This window comes from Haemophilus parainfluenzae T3T1 (genome assembly GCF_000210895.1).
Classification (GTDB): domain Bacteria; phylum Pseudomonadota; class Gammaproteobacteria; order Enterobacterales; family Pasteurellaceae; genus Haemophilus_D; species Haemophilus_D parainfluenzae_A.
The window spans coordinates 123945-145638 of record NC_015964.1 but is presented as its reverse complement, the minus strand read 5'-3'; the positions used below and the strand labels follow the sequence as shown (position 1 = coordinate 145638).

The window sequence follows — 21694 nt, the reverse complement described above, 5'->3', positions numbered from 1 at the left end:
AAAATGAGGAAAAAAATGACCGCACTTTTAAAAATTGGTTTGGTTTCAGTATCAGATCGTGCATCAAGTGGTGTGTATCAAGATCAAGGGATTCCAGAATTACAACAATGGTTAGAGCAAGCGTTGGTGGATCCTTTTGAAGTGGAAACGCGATTAATTCCAGATGAGCAACCATTAATCGAACAAACGCTGAAAGAATTAGTGGATGAGCACCATTGTCATTTAGTGCTCACAACGGGCGGTACAGGGCCAGCAAAACGTGATGTGACACCTGATGCCACGTTAGCAGTAGCTGATCGTGAAATGCCAGGATTTGGTGAGCAAATGCGTCAAGTAAGTTTACATTTTGTACCGACCGCAATTTTATCTCGTCAAGTTGGTGTGATTCGTAAAAATAGTTTAATTTTGAATTTACCAGGGCAGCCAAAGGCTATCAAAGAAACCTTAGAAGGTGTGAAAGATGAGAAAGGTAAAGTCTTAGTAAAAGGGATTTTTAGTGCAGTGCCTTACTGCTTGCAATTAATCGATGGTATTTATATTGATACCAAGCCTGAAGTGATTACAAGCTTCCGCCCGAAAGCCGCGCGCCGTGAAAATTTGGAGAAATAAGATGAAAAAAATCGAAGCCATTATTAAACCATTTAAATTAGATGATGTGCGTGAAAATTTATCTGATATCGGCATTAGCGGAATGACCGTGACTGAAGTTCGTGGTTTTGGTCGTCAAAAAGGGCATACAGAGCTTTATCGTGGTGCAGAATATATGGTGGATTTTCTACCTAAAGTGAAAATGGAAATTGTCGTGCCAGATGATTTACTTGAACAGTGCCTTGAAACCATTGTTGAAACTTGCCAAACAGGGAAAATCGGTGATGGGAAGATCTTTGTTTATGATGTAGAACGCGTGATTCGTGTTCGTACGGGCGAAGAAAATGAGGAAGCCATTTAGTGGAAAAAAACTTAAATTTTAACCGCACTGTAGTCGCTATGGCAGCTTTAGTGATTGTGTTTGCGGGAATTAAACTGGCGGCGGAGATTGTCGTGCCTTTTTTATTGGCATTATTTATCGCCATTATTTGTTCGCCGGTAATTAAAGCGATGACACAACGCAAAGTACCGCATGGTATTGCGATTGCCTTGCTGTTTATTTTAATTTTAATCGTATTCTTTTTCCTGGCGGGATTAATTAATAGCAGTGTGCAAGAATTTACACGCTCGATTCCTCAATATAAAGTGCTGCTTTCGGAACGTATAAATGACGTCATGGCGTTAGCTCAAAAACTAAAATTGCCGATTGTGATTTCTCGCGAAGCCATTATGGAGCATTTTGATCCAAGTGTGATCATGAACTTTGTGAGCCGTTTATTATTAAACTTTTCTGGCGTGGTGACGAATGTTTTTGTGTTGATCTTAGCGGTGATTTTTATGCTGCTTGAAGCACCAACCATGAAGCATAAACTTGCTTTAGTTTTAAGTGACAATGAGCATGATGTTGTCGCGGAAGAACATCACATCGATCGTATTTTAGACGGTGTGATTAGTTATCTTGGTGTGAAAACGGTGATTAGTTTACTTACCGGCGTCTCGACGTGGATTTTGTTGGACATAACGGGTGTGCAATATGCGATTTTATGGGCAACTTTAAGCTTCCTATTAAATTATATTCCGAATATCGGTTCAATTATTGCAGCTGTGCCTATTATTGTTCAAGCGTTATTGCTGAATGGATTCGGTGTAGGCATGGGCGTAACCGTCGGTATTATTGTATTAAATATTGTGATCGGTAATATTATTGAACCGAAAATGATGGGTAAAACCTTAGGTCTTTCTACCTTGGTCGTATTCTTTTCATTGCTTTTCTGGGGATGGTTGCTCGGTACGGTCGGTATGTTACTTTCAGTGCCGCTGACAATGGCGTTTAAAATTACCTTGGAAAGCTCAGAATCAACGAAGAAATATGCGGCTTTATTAGGTGATGTAAACGACTAAAGTGCGGTCATAAAATGTCATAATTTTAGCAATAAAAAAGCCACCGTTATGGTGGCTTTCTTTTTATCTGATGTTTAATAGATTAAGGTAAATCATCTACTTCTTTATCCACTTTTGGTGGAATCATATGTTCACGGCGTAGGCCGATGTCATAAGCAATCGCAATCGCGATAAAGATTGATGAATAAGTACCAAAACCGATACCAATTAATAACGCTAATGAGAAGTTATGAATTGATGGACCACCAAAGAAGAACAAGGCAATCACAACAAGAAGTGTTGTGAGAGATGTCATGATGGTTCTCGATAAGGTTTGCGTTAAGGAAATATCAATAATATCGATGGTTTCTACACGGCGAATTTTACGGAAGTTTTCACGCACACGGTCGAATACCACGATACTATCGTTGATAGAATAACCTACAACAGAAAGAATTGCCGCCACGAAGGTTAAATCCATTTCGACTTGTAATGCAGAGAAAACACCGAGTGTAATCACCACGTCATGCGCAAGTGAGGCAATACCACCAAAACCTAAACGCCATTCAAAACGTGAACCTACGTAAATTAACATCATTGCTAGGGTTGCAAGGGTCGCGTAAACTGCACCTTGAGCCAGTTCTTCACCGACGTTTGGACCGACGAATTCGATACTGTTAATATGAATATTAGGGTCAATTGTTTGGAGCATGCTTTTAACGTGATCACCAATAGCAGAATCGTTATTATCAGCTGGTAAGCGGATCATCACGTCTTGTACAGAACCCGTTGTTTGTACAATCGGGCTTGCAATACCATTTTGATTTAATGTGCCACGGATTTTCTCTAAATCAGCTGGTTGTGAGAAGTGCGTATCAAATACCACACCACCGGTAAAATCCAAGCCCCAGTTGAAGCCTTTTGTCACAATGAAGAAGAGGGAAATCGCCATTAAAATGATGGAAAAGGTATATCCCACAAATCTCACTTTCATAAATTCAGTGAGAGGGAATGGCAATTTAATCCCATTCACTTCACGGATAAAATGTCCGTTTTTATCTTTTGCAAATAATCTCATCTTATCCTACCTAAATTGATAATTTTTCAAGACGTTTACCGCCGTATAGGAAGTTCACGATAGCACGTGTTCCGGTAATCGCTGTAAACATTGAAATTGCCACACCTAATGCAAGGGTTACCGCAAAGCCTTGAATTGGACCGGTACCCACAGCATAAAGAATGATTGCCGTTAAAATTGTGGTTAAGTTCGCATCGAAGATAGAGGTGAATGCACCGTTATAACCTTCGTTAATGGCTTGCTGGATTGGACGACCATTACGAATCTCTTCTTTGATACGTTCAAAAATAAGTACGTTGGCATCCACCGACATCCCCAGGGTTAATACGATACCCGCAATACCCGGCATGGTGAGTGTTGCACCAGGTAGGATAGACATCAAACCGACTAATAAAACGATATTAATCACCAAGGCAAAGCTTGCGATAATACCGAAGACTTTATAGTAAACCAGCATGAAGACAATTACCGCAATTAAGCCCCAGAAGCTTGCATCAATACCTTGTTCTACGTTTTGTGCACCAAGAGAAGGACCGATTGTACGCTCTTCTACAATTTGCACTGGCGCAATTAATGCACCTGATTTTAATAACATAGAAAGGTTTTGTGCTTCTGCAGAACTACTTACACCCGTAATTTGGAAGTTAGAACTGAAGCGACCTTGAATAGTAGCAACGTTAATTACTTCTTCACTTTTCTCTAAAATGGTTTTGCCATTTTCGTCTTTTTTACCGTTGTCTTTGTATTCTACATACAAGGTTGCCATTGGTTTTTTATAGTATTTCTTGGTAGTTTGCGACATGATTTCGCCGCCTTCACTGTCCAAGGTCACGCTTACTTGTGGTGTGCTGGTGTTTTGGTCTAAACCAGAACTTGAGTTGATGATGTGTTCACCACCTAATACCGCACGTTTGTAAAGTGCAACAGGTCTACCTTGACGGTCATATTTGATTTCAGTGTCAGAAGGTAACATACCACGCGCTGCTGATTCAGGGTTCACTAATGAATTCACAATACGGAATTCAAGTGTTGCGGTTGCCCCTAAGATTTCTTTTGCACGTGCCGTATCTTGAACGCCCGGTAATTCGATTACGATACGTTCAGCACCTTGACGTTGGATAACGGCTTCAGCTACGCCTAATTCAGCGACACGTTTACGTAAAATCGTTAAGTTTTGCTCGATCGCTAAGTTACGAGACTCTGTTAATGATGCTTCAGAAAGGGCAAGATTTAAGGTGTTGTCACCAATATCAGATACGTCTAATGTTGGGTGTAATTGACGAATAATACGCGCTGCTTTCGACATTTGGTCAGCGTTTTCTAATGTGACCGTTGTACCAAATTTGTCACCGTTTTTAATTGCCGTAAACTGAATCTTTTCTTTACGTAATTCGTTGCGTAATGTGTCTTGTAACTGTTCTTGACGTTTAGCAAGCGCAGAATTCATGTCCACTTCCATCAAGAAACGTACACCACCACGTAAGTCCAAACCCCATTTCATTGGATTTGCACCAATGCTACTTAACCAAGCCGGTGTTGCCGGTGCAAGATTTAATGCCGTGGTGTAGTTAGTGCCAAGTTTTTCTGCAATTTTATCTTTGGCAAGAAGTTGGTCATCTGTGTTGGTGAAACGGGCTAGAATAGAGCCATTTTCAAGAACGATAGATTTGGTTGGAAGGTTATTTTCTTTTAGTACGTTTTGTACTTCAGTTAATGCGGTGGTGTCTGCTTGTTGTCCGCGAGTACCAGAAATTTGCACCGCAGGGTCTTCACCATAGATATTTGGAAGAGAGTATAAAGCACCAATGGCGACCACAAGGATCACCATTAGATTCTTCCATAATGGGTAACGATTTAACATAGTTTTCCCTTTAGGAATTTAAATTAGAGAGATTTTACAGAACCTTTCGGTAATACTGAAACGATGTAGTTACGGTTAATCGTGATTTCAGTGGTATCGTTTAAAGCGATAACAATTTCAGCACCTTCGGTTACTTTAGTGATTTTACCAATCAAACCACCAGCGGTTAATACTTCAGTGCCTTTCGCTAATTCAGACATTAATTTTTTGTGTTCTTTGTTACGTTTCGCTTGTGGGCGGTAAATCATAAAATAAAAAATTAAACCGAAGATCACGAAAATAAATAACGTGGACATTGGGCTTTGTGCTTCCATTGTGTTTTCCTTATAAAATGAAAAGTTAAAAGTGTGCGTAAAATACCATAAAACGGCATTCAGTAAAAGCCGATGAAGGCAATAACACCTAGAATTTTTGGATTAATTGATTTTTTTCAAGCAAACTTCGAAGATTTGCTCAGAAAGCCAATGTTGATCCACTAATTCACATTGATTTTCTTCACAAAAAACAACAAAATTTTCCACCGCACTTTGACGATTTAATTGCAAAACTAATTCATCATTCGGCGCTAAATTTGCCAAAGCCTTCTTCGCCGTTAAAAGCGGAATCGGGCAGGAAAGTGCGGTCAAATTTAATTGATATTTCATGATTTAAGCTTGGCGACGAGCAAACATAATTTTGCCCATTGCTGTCAATTGTTCTGCTGATAAATATTGCTTCCCGAGCTCAAATAACGGCTCTTCAAGGGCAAGATGTCTATCATAGCTCGCTACAAACAGCGTAATCAGTCTTTCATCTACATCAGTACGTTTCTCTGCAATTAATTCTTCTAGCTGCTCCGAAAGCTTTGCCCAATTTTCATGCAAAGTAACATGTTGGCGCTCTAATTCATCCACCGATTCTTTCGCTTGAGGTGCTTTTTCAATTAAAGCGGGGAAAAAATCTTTTTCTTCATCATCATGGTGAAGGGGTGCCGCGTGATTAAAATACTGCAAAATGGTTTTCACATCATTTAATACAGCTTGATTCACGCCATTCTTTTCTAAATAACCAGGAAGAATGGTGAGCTGTTTACAAAAGCGTCTCACTTTGCTATGACAGGCATAAAGCATATCAATCGGCTCATTCCAAGTGGCAAATTGTTGAGGTTCGAGGATTTGCATAAGGTTTCCTTTGTTAAAAAGTGCGGTCATTTTTGACCGCACTTTGCATGTGTTATTCTGATAATTGTGTTTCAGAAGATTGAGTAGGATCTAACTGTAATGGTGGAACAGGTTTGCCCATACGAGCATAGAATTCCACCACAAAATCATCAAAACGATCGTCTTCGATAGCTTGACGAATTTCCGCCATTAAACGTTGATAATAGCGTAAATTGTGAATGGTATTTAAGCGCGCACCTAAAATTTCACCACACTTATCTAAATGATATAAATACGCTTTGGTGTAGTTTTTACAGGTGTAGCAATCACATTCTGGATCCAACGGGCTCGTATCATCACGATATTTTGCATTACGGATTTTGACAATGCCGTCTGTCACGAATAAATGACCGTTACGAGCGTTACGGGTTGGCATTACACAGTCGAACATATCAATGCCACGACGTACGCCTTCCACTAAATCTTCAGGTTTACCCACGCCCATTAAATAGCGCGGTTTGTCAGCCGGGATTTGTGGGCAGATGTATTCTAAAATACGGTGCATGTCTTCTTTTGGTTCGCCTACCGCTAAACCGCCCACCGCATAACCGTCAAAGCCAATATTCACTAAGCCTTCTAGTGATACTTTGCGTAATTCTTCAAATACGCCGCCTTGGATAATACCGAATAGTGCATTTTTATTGCCTAATTCATCAAAGCGATCGCGGCTGCGTTTTGCCCAACGAAGAGACATTTCCATGGATTTTTTCGCATAATCGAAAGTCGCTGGATAAGGCGTACATTCATCGAAAATCATCACGATGTCAGACCCTAAATCATATTGAATTTCCATGGATTTTTCAGGCGAAAGGAAAATGCGTTCTCCGTTAATTGGGTTTTGGAATTTCACGCCTTCTTCGGTGATTTTACGTAATTTACCTAAACTAAATACTTGGAAACCGCCACTGTCAGTCAAAATTGGACGATGCCATTGCATAAAATCGTGTAAATCACCGTGTTTACGCATGACTTCTTGGCCTGGACGAAGCCATAAATGGAAGGTGTTACCAAGTAAAATTTCTGCACCTGTCGCACGCACTTCTTCTGGTGTCATGCCTTTTACCGTGCCATAAGTACCTACTGGCATAAATGCTGGGGTTTCTACGCTGAACGTGCCTTGTGGACGCTCAAATACCAAGCGACCACGACGTGCACTACCGCTGGTTTTATCTAATTCATATTTCATTTTTTTCCTCAACGAATAAACAGTTCGAAGGTTGTTATTCAATAAAAAAGCCTGTTAGTACAGGCTTCTTGGTAGGTATTTTATGAGTTGGTTGAAAATAAGTCAAACCACTTATTCTAACCCTTTCACATTGGGATTTTTAGTAATGAACATTGCATCGCCATAACTGAAAAAACGGTAGCGATTTTCGACTGCACTTTTATAGGCATTCATGGTGTGACTAAAGCCTGCGAAGGCAGACACCAACATAATCAACGTACTTTCCGGTAAGTGGAAGTTAGTAATCAACGCATCCACCACACGGAACGATTTACCCGGGTAAATAAAAATGGACGTATCAGAAAAATAAGGTTCAATTAAATCTGGGTTGCCATTTTCTTCTGCTGATAGGGCAGCGGTTTCAACAGAACGCACCGATGTTGTACCTACTGCAATGACACGTTTACCCGCTTTCTTCGTTTCAATAATGGCATTGCAGACTTCTTGAGAAAGTTCCACATATTCCGCGTGCATAATGTGATCTTCGATATTTTCAACTCGTACCGGTTGGAATGTACCCGCCCCCACGTGCAAAGTCACAAATTCAAAATTAACGCCTTTTTCGTGTAATTTTTGTAAAAGCTCATCATCAAAGTGTAATCCCGCTGTTGGGGCGGCGACTGCACCAGGCACTTTGTTATACACGGTTTGGTAGCATTCTTGATCCGCTTCTTCATCAGGGCGATCAATATAAGGTGGCAAAGGCATATGACCGATTTCTTGCAACACATCAAGCACATTGCGACTTTTATCCGCTAATTCCACTTCAAAAAGCGTATCTTGACGACCAATCATAATTGCTTCTACGCCCTTATTTTCACCGAGTTTATCTTCACCTAAAAATAATTCAGCACCTTCTTTCGGAGCTTTTGATGAACGAATATGCGCCAAAAAATGATGTTCACTTAATACGCGTTCAACCAACACTTCAATTTTCCCGCCACTGGCTTTACGACCAAACATACGAGCAGGGATCACGCGCGTATTGTTAAAAATCAATAAATCACCTTCGTCGATTAAATCCAATACATCGGTAAAAGTGCGGTGAGAAATTTCCCCGTTTTCACCATTGAGTTGTAGCAAACGGCAAGAAGAGCGATCTTCTTTAGGATAACGAGCAATCAGCTCATCAGGTAAGTCAAAATGAAAGTCAGAAACACGCATAATTGTAAATCATGAAAGCTAAAAATGGGGCATAGTCTAGAGCTATTCGGAGGAAAGAACAAGAAAAAAAGCCCTTTCAAAAAGGTGAAAGGGCAAAATATTTGGAGTCATACTATGAGTTGTTGAATTAACAAATCAGGTATGGGATGTATTATAGTGCATTTATTAACAAATGCAACAATTTTTTAACAAATTAATTGTGTGGGTTGCGTGTGTTGGTGTTGACCAAGTTACGCATCAACAATGCATAATCAAGTTGGATGTCTTGTGGCACATCTAAAAAGACAAAGTGGCCATCGCCAAGTGCGGCCTCCACATTTTCATTTTTACGATTGAGCATTTTTTCAATTTTAAAGACGATGTTGCCTTGTGGAGTCATCATTTCCACTTCATCACCAAGCAAGAATTTGTTTTTCACCGCCACTTCAGCCATACCTTGTTCATTACGTTTACCGGTAAATTCACCGACAAATTGTTGGCGTTCAGAGATAGAGTAGCCGTATTCGTAATTTTGGTATTCATCGTGCGTATGGCGACGTAAGAATCCTTCGGTATAACCACGATGAGCAAGGGATTCCAAGGTATCCATTAAGCTTTCATCAAATGGTTTTCCTGCTGCCGCATCATCAATGGCTTTGCGGTAAACTTGTGCGGTTCTTGCGCAGTAATAGAATGATTTAGTACGGCCTTCGATTTTTAAAGAATGCACACCAAGTGCGGTCAATTTTTCCACGTGTTGTACGGCACGCAGATCTTTCGAGTTCATAAAGTAAGTACCGTGCTCATCTTCAAACGCCGTCATTTGTTCATCGGGTTTTTGTGATTCGGTGTAAAGGAAGACTTTATCTGTTACCGCACCTTCACCTAAAGTTGGCGCCACGTTTTTCACTTCAATTTGTTGAGCGGGATCGATTTTCGGTACGATGTTGCCCACTTCATCCGTCGTGCCTTCTTCCATTTTGTATTCCCAACGGCAAGCATTAGTGCAAGTGCCTTGGTTTGGGTCGCGTTTGTTGATATAGCCAGAAAGTAAGCAACGGCCAGAATACGCCATACATAATGCACCGTGTACGAAAATTTCGAGTTCGATATCTGGCACATGTTGGCGAATTTCAGCGATCTCTTCAATGGACAATTCGCGCGATAAAATCACACGAGTTAACCCCATTTGTTTCCAGAATTTTACCGTAGCCCAGTTTACCGCATTCGCTTGTACAGAAAGATGAATATCAATATCCGGGAAGTTTTCACGCACCAACATGATTAAGCCTGGGTCAGACATAATTAAGGCATCAGGGCCCATGTCGATCACAGGTTGTAAATCTTTGATAAAGGTTTTGAGTTTGGAGTTATGCGGAGCAATGTTCACGACCACATAGAATTTTTTGCCAAGTGCATGGGCTTCATCGATCCCAATTTTTAAATTGGCATGATTAAATTCATTGTTGCGTACACGTAAGCTATAACGTGGTTGGCCTGCATAAACGGCATCTGCGCCATAGGCAAAAGCATAGCGCATGTTTTTAAGGGAGCCCGCAGGGGAGAGTAATTCAGGTTTAAATGGGGTTGTCATAATGTTCTCTTGTCTGATTTCAGGTCAGTAGCTTGCTTTTGGCAAGCCGTATTAAAGGCCTGTATTTTAGGCGGATTTAGGGATTTGTAAAGTAAAAGTGCGGTTGGTTTTTCGATTGTTTTTTAGGCTAGAAATAAAAAAGGCGAACTATTCGTTCGCCTTATCATGATGATATTTAATTAAATCGCCCAGCCGCCAGCATAGAATGCGACAAGGACAATGGCGATGATAATTGTGCCGATGTTGAGTTTTTTCACATCGCCACTTACGATGCGACCAATCACTAATGCCGCAAAGCCAAGCATGATACCGGTCACGATGTTTGCCGTGAGTACGATGAATACCGCGCAAACTAAGCCGCTCATTGCACCCACGAAATCATCGAAGTCTAATTTGCTTACATTGCTTAGCATTAATAAGCCCACATACATTAACGCCGGTGCAGTTGCGTAACCTGGCACTAAGAAGGCAAGTGGTTGGAAGAATAACATTAATAAGAACAATACGCCGACGACGATAGCGGTGATACCTGTTTTACCGCCAGCGGCTGTCCCTGCTGCAGATTCGATATAAACGGCTGCCGGAGCTGTACCAAATAAGCCTGAGAATAAACTACTTACAGAGTCAGAGGTTAAGGCTTTGCCACCGTTGATGATTTGTCCGTCTTTATCTAATAAGTCAGCTTGACCTGCAACAGCACGAATAGTACCTGTTGCATCAAATACCGCCGTCATCACTAAAGCAAAGACAATCGGTAAAATGGCAGGTTGTAATGCACCTTGGAGATCTAATTGTAAAAAAAGTGAGTTTTCACCAAAGGTTGGCATTTTGAAGATTTGGCCATTGAATGTTACGTTTGGATCGAAGATTAAACCGACGATAGTAATCGCGATGATGACCCATAAAATCCCGCCTTTCACTTTCATTTTTTCTAAGCCGATAATGAATGCAAGACCGATTAAGGACATCATTACAGGGAATGAGGTGAAGTCGCCTAATTTAACCGGTAGACCCGCTTGGTTGCCGACCACTAAGCCTACGCCATTTGCGGCGATTAAAAGTAAGAATAAGCCGATCCCGATCCCTGCACCGTGCGCGATACTTGATGGCAGGTTACGTAAGATCCATGAACGAATACCTGTTGCCGAGATTAAGGTGAACACTAAACCCATGAGGAATACGGCACCTAATGCCACAGGAATAGAAACATGTTGACCAATTACCAAGCTAAATGCGGTGAAAGCAGTTAATGAAATGGCACAGCCGATTGCCATTGGCGCATTTGCCCAAAAGCCGATTAAGATAGAACCAAGCCCCGCGACTAAACAGGTTGCGATAAACACTGATTCTGCTGGAAAGCCTGCATCACCAAGCATTTTAGGCACAACAATCACGGAATACACCATGGCTAAGAAGGTGGTTAAACCCGCGATGATTTCTTGACGAACCGTTGAACCGCGTTTGCTGAGTTCAAAGGTTTTTTCTAAACTTGACATAAAGTCCCCTAGGTTAATAATCAAAAAGATGTGCTATTTTATAGTAAATCATTTAAAAGTAAACGTTTGCGTAATTGTTTTATTGACGTTGGATAGGAAAGTGCGGTCGCTTTTGAAGATGTTTTTCCCATATTTTTTTATCGGCCAAAAACTGCTATACTTTGAAAGTTTTTAACGTAATCAAAAAAGGAAAAACAATGGCTGATTTTAATCAAATTTTAACGCCAGGCGATGTAGATGCCGGCATTATCAATGTGGTAAATGAAATTCCAGAAGGTAGCTGCCACAAAATCGAATGGAACCGTAAAGTTGCCGCGTTCCAATTAGACCGTGTTGAGCCAGCGATCTTCGCAAAACCAACTAACTATGGTTTCATTCCACAAACTTTAGACGAAGATGGCGATGAGTTAGATGTTTTATTATTAACTCGCCAACCACTTGCAACTGGTGTATTCCTAGAAGCAAAAGTAATCGGTGTGATGAAATTCGTTGATGATGGTGAAGTGGACGATAAAATTGTTTGTGTGCCAGCAGATGATCGCGATACCGGCAATGCATACAACAGCCTTGCCGATGTACCAGCGCAATTAATCAAACAAATTGAATTCCACTTCAATAACTACAAAGCATTGAAAAAACCAGGTTCAACGAAAGTAACTCACTGGGGTGATGTAGAAGAAGCGAAAGAAGTGATTCGTGAATCAATCAAACGTTGGAATGAACGTTAATTTTTCATGTTAATGAATTAAAAAGGCATCAAGTAGATGCCTTTTGTTTTTATAGATGAATAAAAGCTCAATTAAAATGAGCTACGCCCCTATAACCAGCATGTATTTAATCGTACTCGTAATGAGTCTCAAAAAGGAAGTAAGTAATGAAAAGGCTAATGCTAGATATCCTATTTTCTATTTAAGTACATGACAAATTAAAAGGAAAAGAAATGAGATATATTATTCTAACGTTCTTGTCTTTTCTTGCTGCCTTTATTTTATTTTTTTTGGCATTAGTTTATATAAATCTAGATGTTGGAATTGATAATATTCAATATGGCAGACTTTTATATAAGTCTCTTGAAGCATCGATTAAATTACACATAATTATTTTACCTATGCACTTTTGGCTATCTAGAATACAAAAGGGTAAAAGTAAAACAAGATAGTAACTGTATAATATAAGATAATAAAAACTAGTTATGTCTATTTTAAAATTTAAATAGTATGCAAGTTAAATCATCAAAGTATAAAGTGCGGTCAATTTTCAAAGAGTTTTAAAGCTTCTCAAAAACTGACCGCACTTTTTGTATTATTGAATATCGTTAAAATGAGAAACGTAGTTCTGCATTAACATTATTCGCTTTCGTATCGTGGTTATAAGCACCTTGATAGCCGACTTTCATACTCAATACTGGTGTAAATTGCGCTTGTAGTGCCACACCTGTCGTGACGACATTTTTCAATTCTTTACCATAAAGATTCGCTACACCTTGGTTATTGATAACTAAGCTACCTTCAGCGGCTTTATCTTTATGGAAACGATGATAAGCCACATCACCTAATAGATTTAATTGAACGCCACCGATTGCAAATGGAATGGATGGACGTAAACCCACAGAAGTGACGATTAAATCTCGATTGTTGTCTTTTAACTGCACTTCGCCTTTTGTCACACCTTTGTTTTTGATGTGCATATAGCTTACGCCAGCATAAGGTTCAATTGCAAAATGTTCCCCTTTTAAGCCTGTGTAGGCAAGTTCAGCAAAGACATTTTGTGTTTGGCTATGGCTTTTCACCCCTTGTGCAAATTCAGCACGTTGTTCGTGTTTTCCCCAGCTTTGAATAAAGCCAATTTTTGGTGTTAACACGTTGAAACGATGTTCAGCTGTTAAGCCTAAATGTACGGCACGATCTTTCGAAGTGCGGTCAATTTTGTGGCTGTTTTGTGTTGAACCAACAAATACACCTAAATGTTTGTTTGTATCAATGGTTGCATCAATACCCACAAGTTGATTGTACGCATGACTGCTTAAACTATCCGTGCTGAAGTGGGTGAAGGTGCCACTTGTCCAAATTTGTGTGCCGGTATTAAGTTGTGCTCTTACTGCACCTGGTTGGGCAAGTTGCTGACGAAGCAATAAGCCATTTAACACATTGTGTTGTTGGGCAGCGAGATCTTCATCATAGCTTAAACGAGCAAAGGCTTGGCGAGCATTCTCTTCAGTTCCCAAAACAAGGTTTTGGTAAGCAGGGCTGTTTGTTGCTGCATCTAAGGTGTTGGCGATAGTCGCTTCATTTTCAGTGGTTGCTGCAGATGCAAGGGCTTTTTTCTGAACGGTCACTTTCAACGTATTCGCATTACTTTCATTTTTCACCGTAAGGAAATCATAAGTGCGAGGTATTTCAACTACCGCATTTTCAGCTCCTACAAATGAGCCAGAACCTTGTACTGAAACTACTTTTTGTGGATCTTGTTGTAATTGAGGCAGAATTTCTTCATCAAATTTATTTGGCACTAAAATAGAACCGTCTGCAAAGGTGGCATTGACGTTAGCAATACCATTATTCAGTAAGAAACGACCACCTTTTTCCACTGTCGCAGTGACCGTTTTCGCGGTGCTGGTTAAGGTTTCGGTGACAAATCCATTCTCACTTGGTTTAGTGATTTCCGCTTTTGGTAACACTTCCAATGTTGCACCTTGTTTTACGATGACTTGTTGTGCTGAACCAAGGGATTGATTTAACCCTGAAAGTTGACCTTCATTTACAGTAATTGCACCAGTGAAGCTGTTATTGCCAGTGAGGGTTAAGGTGCCCGCCCCATTTTTAGTTAATGCGCCGACATAACCTTGTGCGGCACGTTCATTACGCGCAGCTTCACGCGCTAAACCTACTTGATATTCCGCTTTTTCTTCTGCTGTTGCGCCCGCACGATTTTGCATTAATGCTTGTAATTCTGCTTTGCGTGTTGTCCAAGTGGCGGCTTCAGCTTGATCTTCGACTTGACGTGCTTTGATGGCTTTATCGCTAATATCATTTGACCAAACATCATTTTGATTGAGATTGATGTTAACGTTTCCTAAGAATTGACCTGGGCCAAACATCGCTTTGCCAAGATCTAAAATACCCCAACCCCAAACGTTACTTGGTACACCTTGTTCAGTTTCCCAACGTTCTAACGGTTTGCCTTCAAGCCCTTTACGAAGTGTGGTTTGTCTCGCAGTGGTGAGCATAACATCGCGTGCTTGATCCGCACTCATATAAGGATAACGGGATAAAATTACACCAAGAGCGCCACTCACATGCGGAGCTGCCATAGATGTACCACCAGAGGATTTATAAATCGGACTACCGTAATTGTCGTTATTGACTGCCCCGTAGTCATCCTCATTCATAATGTGTACATACGCGGAATAAATATTCGTTGCCGGTGCAGCGATCGTCCACCATTTAGCATCACCCGCGTAGTTATAAATCTGAATATCCGAGGATGCGGCTCCGTAACTGCCACTTGCATAATCATAATATTTGCTCCACCATTTGTTGGTTGGCGTCTCATCATTTGGATAACCGTCACCGCCCCGTTGACCAGTAACATTTACCCAGTATTTTTCAGCATCGGGACGGAAATAAGGTAAAGATGCACGGGTAAAGGATTCAGCCATCAAACTACGGTTCCCTGCGGTAAATACCTGAACTAAGCCTTTTTCTTTAGCCACTTCATATGCGGCATCTAAGAAACTTTTTTCTCTCTGGGTAGCAAATTGATAATAAGCCTTGGCCGCTTCCCCACGATCTTTTAAATACATTACATCTTTTTCATTCGTGGTTTCAGTAATGTTGGCAATATCCATCATCGCAACGCCATACTCGGTAATTTCCTTCCATTGGTAGTTTGATGCAGAATCAGTAGAATAACCTTTCGCCCCTGCAAAAGCGGAATTGACACGGCGGTTCGATCCCCAACTATTATTAATAACCTTGGCGCCATTTGCTGCTAATTGAGAATAACCTTGCAAGAAAAACTCATAGTCCTGATTTGGTCCATAAGTCATATTATCGGTACCGCCAGTATTCGCCGAATACAGATTCGCCCCAAAGGCCACCCCGTGCATTCCTTCGCCGTTACGGCTAGCCGCCATAGTGCCGCCCACATGGGTTCCATGGGCGTCATTGATGCCTTTATGCCATCCACCATCAATACTAAATGTCTCACCTTTAACAAAATTGCCATCATTGTTTTTATCAAAGTTACGTTTTCCGTTACTATCAAAAGGTTGCTCTTTGTTCAACCCACCAAAACCAAATTTGGCATCGGGATAACGTACCCCGTCTTTGCTATAAGCCCCTTCTGTTTTTACAACATGGATTCGACCGTCTTGAAATTCAGGGTGGTTTAATAGCACGCCAGAATCCATCACGCCGATCTTCACGCCAGAACCATTAAAACCAAGGGCATAAGCAGTAGAGGCATTCATTGAGGTTAAGCCCCAGTCTTTGAGGTATTCAGCGCTTTCCCAGCTTTTGGTATTACCGGCTTGGCCTTGTTCAGAATAAGCGGCTGCATTGGCCGCATACCAACCAACGAGTAATGCGAGTGCGGTTTTTTGAAGTATTTGAGGTTTCATGTTGTTTTCCTTTATTTTTTTGATTTTCACAGGCTATTATTCGCCTCATCGAGAGGCGCTTCAATGACCCAAATCAAATTCCTATAGAAAAATGTTTATTCTGTGACAACGATCACACCAAAGTGCGGTCAAAAAAGGGGATAAATTTATGTATCGTAGAAATCAATGTTATAATCTGCGAACAAACTGATTAAGGAGCAAACCATGGCGATTTTAGTAACAGGTGGAGCCGGCTATATCGGTTCACACACCGTAGTGGAATTATTAAATGCAAATAAAGAAGTGGTGGTATTGGATAATTTATGCAATTCCTCCCCAAAATCTTTAGAACGTGTAAAAGAAATCACAGGCAAAGACGTGAAATTTTATGAGGGCGATATTTTAGATCGTGCTTTATTACAAAAAATCTTTGCTGAAAACAGCATTCAGTCGGTAATCCATTTTGCAGGTTTAAAAGCCGTGGGCGAAAGTGTTCAAAAACCCGCTGAATACTATATGAATAATGTTGCAGGTACAATTGTTCTCATTCAAGAAATGAAAAAAGCAGGCGTGTGGAACTTTGTATTTAGTTCATCAGCAACGGTTTATGGTGATCCGGAAATTATTCCAATTACAGAAGATTGCAAAGTGGGCGGTACAACCAACCCTTACGGTACCTCTAAATACATGGTGGAACAAATTCTGACCGATGTTGCGAAAGCTGAACCACAATTTAGTATGACAATCTTACGTTATTTCAATCCAGTAGGCGCTCACGCAAGCGGCTTGATTGGTGAAGATCCAAACGGTATCCCAAATAACCTATTGCCTTACATCAGCCAAGTTGCGATCGGTAAATTACCGCAACTTTCCGTATTTGGTAGCGATTATGATACTCATGATGGCACAGGTGTTCGTGATTATATTCACGTGGTGGATTTAGCGATTGGTCACTTAAAAGCATTAAATCGCCATGAAAATGACGCAGGGTTACACATTTATAACTTAGGTACAGGTACTGGTTATTCTGTGCTTGATATGGTGAAAGCGTTTGAACAAGCGAACAATATTAAAATTCCATATCGTCTTGTTGCACGTCGTCCAGGCGATATTGCAACATGCTATTCCGATCCAAGTCTTGCAGCAAAAGAGTTAAATTGGACAGCAGAACGTGGTCTTGAGCAAATGATGAAAGACACCTGGAATTGGCAAAAAAATAATCCGAAAGGATACCGAGATTAATCTCACTCTTGTTGGGCGGAGTATCATTCCGCCCTTAATATTTCAATCAGATAAAACACGCTCAAAAATAACCGCACTTTATGTCAGAACAATCCCTTTCTAGTCAAATATTTACCCGCAAAATGCTGATCTGTGTTTTCACTGGATTTAGTTCGGGCTTACCACTTTTCGTGTTATTGCAAATGTTGCCAGTGTGGCTGACAGATAAGAAACTTTCCGTTGAATTAATCGGTGCATTGACAGGGGTGATGGTGCCATATGGTTTGAAGTTTTTATGGGCACCGTTATTAGACCGCTATTTCCCGCATTTTTTAGGGCGTCGTCGTAGTTGGTTATTAATTTCTCAAGTGGTTTTGCTGATTTCCCTTTATGCGATTAGTCAGTTTGATCCCGTGGCTGAGTTAAGTACGGTAGCTAAAATTGCCACATTTATTGCCTTTTTCTCTGCGACACAAGATATTGTACTCGATGCTTATCGTCGTGAAATTTTAACGGATAATGAATTAGGATTGGGGAACACCATCCACATTAATGCTTATCGCGTTGCAGGCTTAATTCCAGGGGGGCTCTCGCTTTATTTAGCGACGATTTATCCATGGGAAACCGTCTTTTTATTGACCGCACTTTGTATGTTAGCGGGCATATTTATGACGCTCTTTTTAGCAAAAGAACCGCAGATTGCACAGGTCGATCGTGAGCAACCTTTCTATATGGTGTTTTGGATACCTTTGAAAGAGTTCTTCCAACGCAAAGGTGTCGCCCAAGCCATCGGTTTTTTACTCTTTTTGTTCTTGTATAAATTTGGTGATTCATTTGCCACTACGTTACAAACGAAATTCGTCTATGACATGGGCTTTGAAAAAGAGCATATTGCGTTGGTGGTAAAAAGCACTTCACTTTGGGCGAGTATCTCTGCCGGTCTCGTGGGGGGCGTGATTATGTTACGCCTAGGCATTAACCGCGCATTATGGGTATTTGGTTTTATCCAATGGATTACTATTGGTGGATTTATTTGGTTAGCGGCATTTGGGCATTTTGACCAAATCGGTGCAGCTGAACTTTGGAAATTAGGTTTCGTGATTGCGGGTGAATATATCGGTGTCGGTCTGGGCACTGCTGCCTTTGTTGCTTTTATGGCTCGTGAAACCAATCCGCTTTATACTGCCACTCAGTTAGCCTTATTTACCAGTCTTTCTGCTTTACCGAGTAAAGGGCTTGGTATGTTATCGGGTTACTTAGTCAAAGCAGTAGGTTACTATCATTTTTTCTGGATTTGTTTATTCCTCGCTATCCCAGGAATGATTTGTTTATTCTGGGTGGCGCCATGGAATGAAAAAGGAAATGAAAAAGCTTAAAATAAAATAAAGTGCGGTCAAAATTAACAGCAAAATCATTTGACCAAACAAGGCTTTAACGGTATTTTAAACAGGTCTATTATTTATTGGAGATTCGTATGAAAATTATTCTTTTAGGTGCACCTGGTGCAGGAAAAGGCACCCAAGCACAATTTATTATGAACAAGTTTGGCATCCCACAAATTTCAACAGGGGATATGTTCCGTGCAGCGATTAAAGCGGGTACAGAATTAGGCAAACAAGCAAAAGCATTAATGGATGAAGGGAAATTAGTGCCAGATGAATTAACCGTGGCGCTAGTAAAAGATCGTATTTCTCAACCAGATTGTGCAAATGGTTTCTTATTAGATGGTTTCCCACGTACGATTCCACAAGCGGATGCATTAAAAGATTCTGGCGTGAAAATTGATTACGTTTTAGAGTTTGATGTACCGGATGAAGTGATCGTTGAACGTATGAGTGGCCGTCGTGTACACCAAGCGTCTGGCCGTTCTTACCACATCGTTTACAACCCACCAAAAGTGGAAGGTAAAGATGATGTAACGGGTGAAGATTTAATTATCCGTGCCGATGATAAACCAGAAACTGTATTAGATCGTTTAGCGGTTTACCACAAACAAACCAGTCCATTAATTGATTATTACCAAGCTGAAGCGAAAGCAGGTAATACGCAATATTTCCGTTTAGATGGTACTCAAAAAGTGGAAGCTGTAAGCCAAGAATTAGATAAAATCTTAGGCTAAAAAAGATTGAAAACTGACCGCACTTTGAAGAGAAAAGTGCGGTTAATTTTTCAAAAGGATTTTGAGATCGTAAATTGAGATCGCATCTGGGGACGTTATGAGCAAGAAAAAAACAATAACATTGACGATTTCGGCTATTGCAGTGGCACTTGGGATCGGCGCACAATTTTATACTAATCACAAAATTGATCAGGTATTAAAAAATTTCCCTTACTCTTTGGATAATCAAGCAACATTAAACGTGACACAAACTGCGAAAAACTTTTTTATTCGTGAGTTAATCTTTAGCGTAAAAAATAGTGAGTCGAAAAACACGAGTGTGATTTCAACCAAGCTTACCGCGTTACCTTTCTTTATTACGGCTGAGTCACAGTTATCCGATCAATTAGTTCGTCAACTAAATAAAACATTAAATATCTCGATTGATAAAAACACGATTAATAGTAAATTTTCGCCAGTAGGGGATTATTTACAGTCTGATATTTTGACGGAATTCCGCGATTTCGCGAATAAGTCCCAAAACCTTTCTATCGGTCTTCATTTCTTAAAAAATAAAGAAGTTGAGCTGAAAACAACCTTAAGCGGTTTTAATTACGATAAAGATACTAAACTAGAACAAATTGAAGGTGAAGCTCGCCTTGTGCCTGTCGGTGCAAATCATTATGACCTATCAAGTATAGAATTAACCGCGAAAAATGCCGAATTAGCGTTGTTAAATGGTGAAAATACACATATTTACCTTAAAAATGCGACTTACCATTTTGATGTAAAACCAGGCGAGGCAGATAAACGTGATCTGAGCACAAAATTCAGCAGTGATATTTTGCGCGTAGCCAATAAAAGCCGCACGACGGAAGAAAGTCAAGCAACAGCAGGTGGTTTAAATTTATTAGTTAAGCAAAATGGAGTGCCAAGTTCGATCAATTTTCATCATGAATTTAAAAAATTAAGTGATGGTTCATTAAGCATTAAAGATGGCGTCAATTTGTTAACAAAAATTTTTACACAAAATGATCGTTTTGATAGCTCGTTATCTGTGCTTTCTGTTAATGTGCCTAAAAATAATCAACCTTACTTTAACTTACAAAATGCAGGTCTTGAACTTAAGTTGGCGAATACGGATTTAACTAAAGCCAATGTGGATTTTAAACTGAATGTTGAAAGCGTGAAGCAAACGCCTGCTGATGAAGAACGTAAATGGGAAGCCAAAGGTGGTAAGGTTAATATTCAGTTAGATGATTACAATGTGGCAAATGAACTGGCGTTTGTACCGTTTTTATTAGATACCATTGCAGAGAAAGAAGCGCCTGCAAAAGATAATAAAGATTTCTTAAATGCCAAAGATAAATGGGTAAAAGAATTTAGTGGTAAAACCAATATTGAAGCCGCATTAAAATCATTTAATATGGCCGATTTAGTGCTTGATGACGTATCAGCCAGTGATAAGACGGAAACACTAGACAATGATCAATATAATGAACATATCACATTGTCTGCGAATAAAGCTAGTTACCCAAGTGCAGGGTTCCAATTTGAAAAATTAGCGGTTGATGCACCATTTAAAATTAATCATAGCAAAGCGCATTTATCAGCAAGATTTTGCTCAGCACCTTTTTATGGTGCATTGTGTAACACGCATTTAACGTCAGCCACATTTGAGAAATACATTAAAAACTCATGGAAAGAGCTCGATTTAATCGTTGATAATGCAACGTTAAATTTCAATTTAAATACTTATCCTGAAACCACTGCTTATCCAGTTAAATTGGAAGTCAGTGGTATTGTGCCCCAAGTACCAGAAGATGATTCATCAGATATGATTCCAGATAATATTGAAGGAACATTTAATTTGACATTAAATAAAATGTTGTTTGATGACCAAAATGAAAAAGCCTTAGCGATTAAGGAAAATTCATACTTTTGGCAATACTTAAGTAGCTTTGTGAAATATGATGGAAAACTTCACCGAGAATTTGTGGAAGAAGGTGATAATTACGTTTCTAGAGTGGAAAAAACAGAAAATGGCTACTTAATTAATGGTCGAACCCTTGAAGATCTTCGTCAAGAAAGCATGATGGAGAGTGATGAGGGCGAAGAAGAGAAGCCAGCAGCAACTGACTAGTTGAAAGGATAATATAAGAAATGACCGCACTTGAGATTCAAAGTGCGGTCATTTTTTTAGCTGTTTTT

At 40.1% G+C, this 21694-nt stretch carries 18 protein-coding genes; 8 read left to right on the top strand and 10 right to left on the bottom strand.

Features of this window, described 5'->3' with window-relative positions; genetic code table 11:
* The first annotated feature begins 15 nt into the window (after positions 1-15).
* The 3 genes from mog to PARA_RS00725 are packed head-to-tail and all read left to right on the top strand — an operon-like array spanning position 16 to position 1989.
* The gene (gene mog / locus PARA_RS00735) at positions 16-609 is read left to right on the top strand and encodes a molybdopterin adenylyltransferase (protein WP_014064091.1); all 594 of its coding nucleotides are present in this window, start codon (positions 16-18) and stop codon (positions 607-609) included.
* Between the two features lies 1 nt (position 610).
* The gene (glnB, locus tag PARA_RS00730) at positions 611-949 is read left to right on the top strand and encodes a nitrogen regulatory protein P-II (protein WP_005697836.1); all 339 of its coding nucleotides are present in this window, start codon (positions 611-613) and stop codon (positions 947-949) included.
* Complete coding sequence (locus PARA_RS00725) at positions 949-1989, top strand: AI-2E family transporter (protein ID WP_014064090.1); 1041 nt, start codon at positions 949-951, stop codon at positions 1987-1989. Before glnB ends, PARA_RS00725 begins: the two co-directional genes overlap by 1 nt.
* Before the next feature lie 82 nt (positions 1990-2071).
* On the opposite strand, the gene secF is transcribed toward PARA_RS00725, so the two are convergent.
* The 9 genes from secF to PARA_RS00680 form a co-directional block, all read right to left on the bottom strand.
* On the bottom strand, positions 2072-3046 hold the full coding sequence (gene secF / locus PARA_RS00720) for a protein translocase subunit SecF (protein WP_014064089.1): 975 nt from the start codon (positions 3044-3046) through the stop codon (positions 2072-2074).
* Positions 3047-3056: 10 nt separating this feature from the next.
* Positions 3057-4907, bottom strand: a complete 1851-nt coding sequence (gene secD / locus PARA_RS00715; RefSeq protein ID WP_041918188.1) for a protein translocase subunit SecD — start codon at positions 4905-4907, stop codon at positions 3057-3059.
* 23 nt (positions 4908-4930) lie between these two features.
* On the bottom strand, positions 4931-5221 hold the full coding sequence (gene yajC / locus PARA_RS00710; RefSeq protein WP_005695468.1) for a preprotein translocase subunit YajC: 291 nt from the start codon (positions 5219-5221) through the stop codon (positions 4931-4933).
* 102 nt (positions 5222-5323) lie between these two features.
* A complete protein-coding gene (locus PARA_RS00705; RefSeq protein WP_014064087.1) occupies positions 5324-5551 on the bottom strand; it encodes a sulfurtransferase TusA family protein in 228 nt (75 codons plus the stop codon).
* A gap of 3 nt (positions 5552-5554) precedes the next feature.
* Positions 5555-6067: a hemerythrin domain-containing protein gene (locus tag PARA_RS00700; RefSeq protein WP_014064086.1), complete on the bottom strand. Its 513-nt coding sequence runs from the start codon at positions 6065-6067 to the stop codon at positions 5555-5557.
* A 52-nt stretch (positions 6068-6119) separates the two neighbouring features.
* Positions 6120-7292, bottom strand: a complete 1173-nt coding sequence (gene tgt / locus PARA_RS00695) for a tRNA guanosine(34) transglycosylase Tgt (protein ID WP_014064085.1) — start codon at positions 7290-7292, stop codon at positions 6120-6122.
* A gap of 111 nt (positions 7293-7403) precedes the next feature.
* Positions 7404-8495 carry a tRNA preQ1(34) S-adenosylmethionine ribosyltransferase-isomerase QueA gene (gene queA / locus PARA_RS00690; RefSeq protein WP_014064084.1) on the bottom strand — a complete coding sequence of 364 codons (1092 nt, stop codon included), beginning with the start codon at positions 8493-8495 and terminating at the stop codon, positions 7404-7406.
* A gap of 193 nt (positions 8496-8688) precedes the next feature.
* The gene (gene yegQ, locus PARA_RS00685; RefSeq protein WP_005695474.1) at positions 8689-10068 is read right to left on the bottom strand and encodes a tRNA 5-hydroxyuridine modification protein YegQ; all 1380 of its coding nucleotides are present in this window, start codon (positions 10066-10068) and stop codon (positions 8689-8691) included.
* A 179-nt stretch (positions 10069-10247) separates the two neighbouring features.
* Positions 10248-11564: an NCS2 family permease gene (locus tag PARA_RS00680; RefSeq protein WP_005700018.1), complete on the bottom strand. Its 1317-nt coding sequence runs from the start codon at positions 11562-11564 to the stop codon at positions 10248-10250.
* Positions 11565-11761: 197 nt separating this feature from the next.
* Between PARA_RS00680 and PARA_RS00675 the strand changes: the two genes are divergently transcribed.
* Positions 11762-12292 (top strand): inorganic diphosphatase, encoded by a 531-nt coding sequence (locus PARA_RS00675; RefSeq protein ID WP_005695476.1) that lies wholly within the window; start codon positions 11762-11764, stop codon positions 12290-12292.
* Between the two features lie 587 nt (positions 12293-12879).
* On the opposite strand, the gene PARA_RS00665 is transcribed toward PARA_RS00675, so the two are convergent.
* A complete protein-coding gene (locus tag PARA_RS00665; protein ID WP_014064083.1) occupies positions 12880-16185 on the bottom strand; it encodes a S8 family serine peptidase in 3306 nt (1101 codons plus the stop codon).
* A gap of 204 nt (positions 16186-16389) precedes the next feature.
* On the opposite strand from PARA_RS00665, the gene galE reads away from it, so the two are divergent.
* The 4 genes from galE to PARA_RS00645 all read left to right on the top strand — a co-directional run bounded on the left by galE (position 16390) and on the right by PARA_RS00645 (position 21626).
* The gene (gene galE, locus PARA_RS00660; protein ID WP_014064082.1) at positions 16390-17406 is read left to right on the top strand and encodes a UDP-glucose 4-epimerase GalE; all 1017 of its coding nucleotides are present in this window, start codon (positions 16390-16392) and stop codon (positions 17404-17406) included.
* 80 nt (positions 17407-17486) lie between these two features.
* On the top strand, positions 17487-18761 hold the full coding sequence (locus PARA_RS00655) for an MFS transporter (protein WP_014064081.1): 1275 nt from the start codon (positions 17487-17489) through the stop codon (positions 18759-18761).
* A gap of 98 nt (positions 18762-18859) precedes the next feature.
* Entirely contained in the window at positions 18860-19504 is a 645-nt protein-coding gene (gene adk, locus PARA_RS00650; RefSeq protein ID WP_005695482.1) for an adenylate kinase, read from the top strand.
* A 97-nt stretch (positions 19505-19601) separates the two neighbouring features.
* Positions 19602-21626 carry a hypothetical protein gene (locus PARA_RS00645; RefSeq protein ID WP_014064080.1) on the top strand — a complete coding sequence of 675 codons (2025 nt, stop codon included), beginning with the start codon at positions 19602-19604 and terminating at the stop codon, positions 21624-21626.
* The last annotated feature ends 68 nt before the right edge of the window (positions 21627-21694 follow it).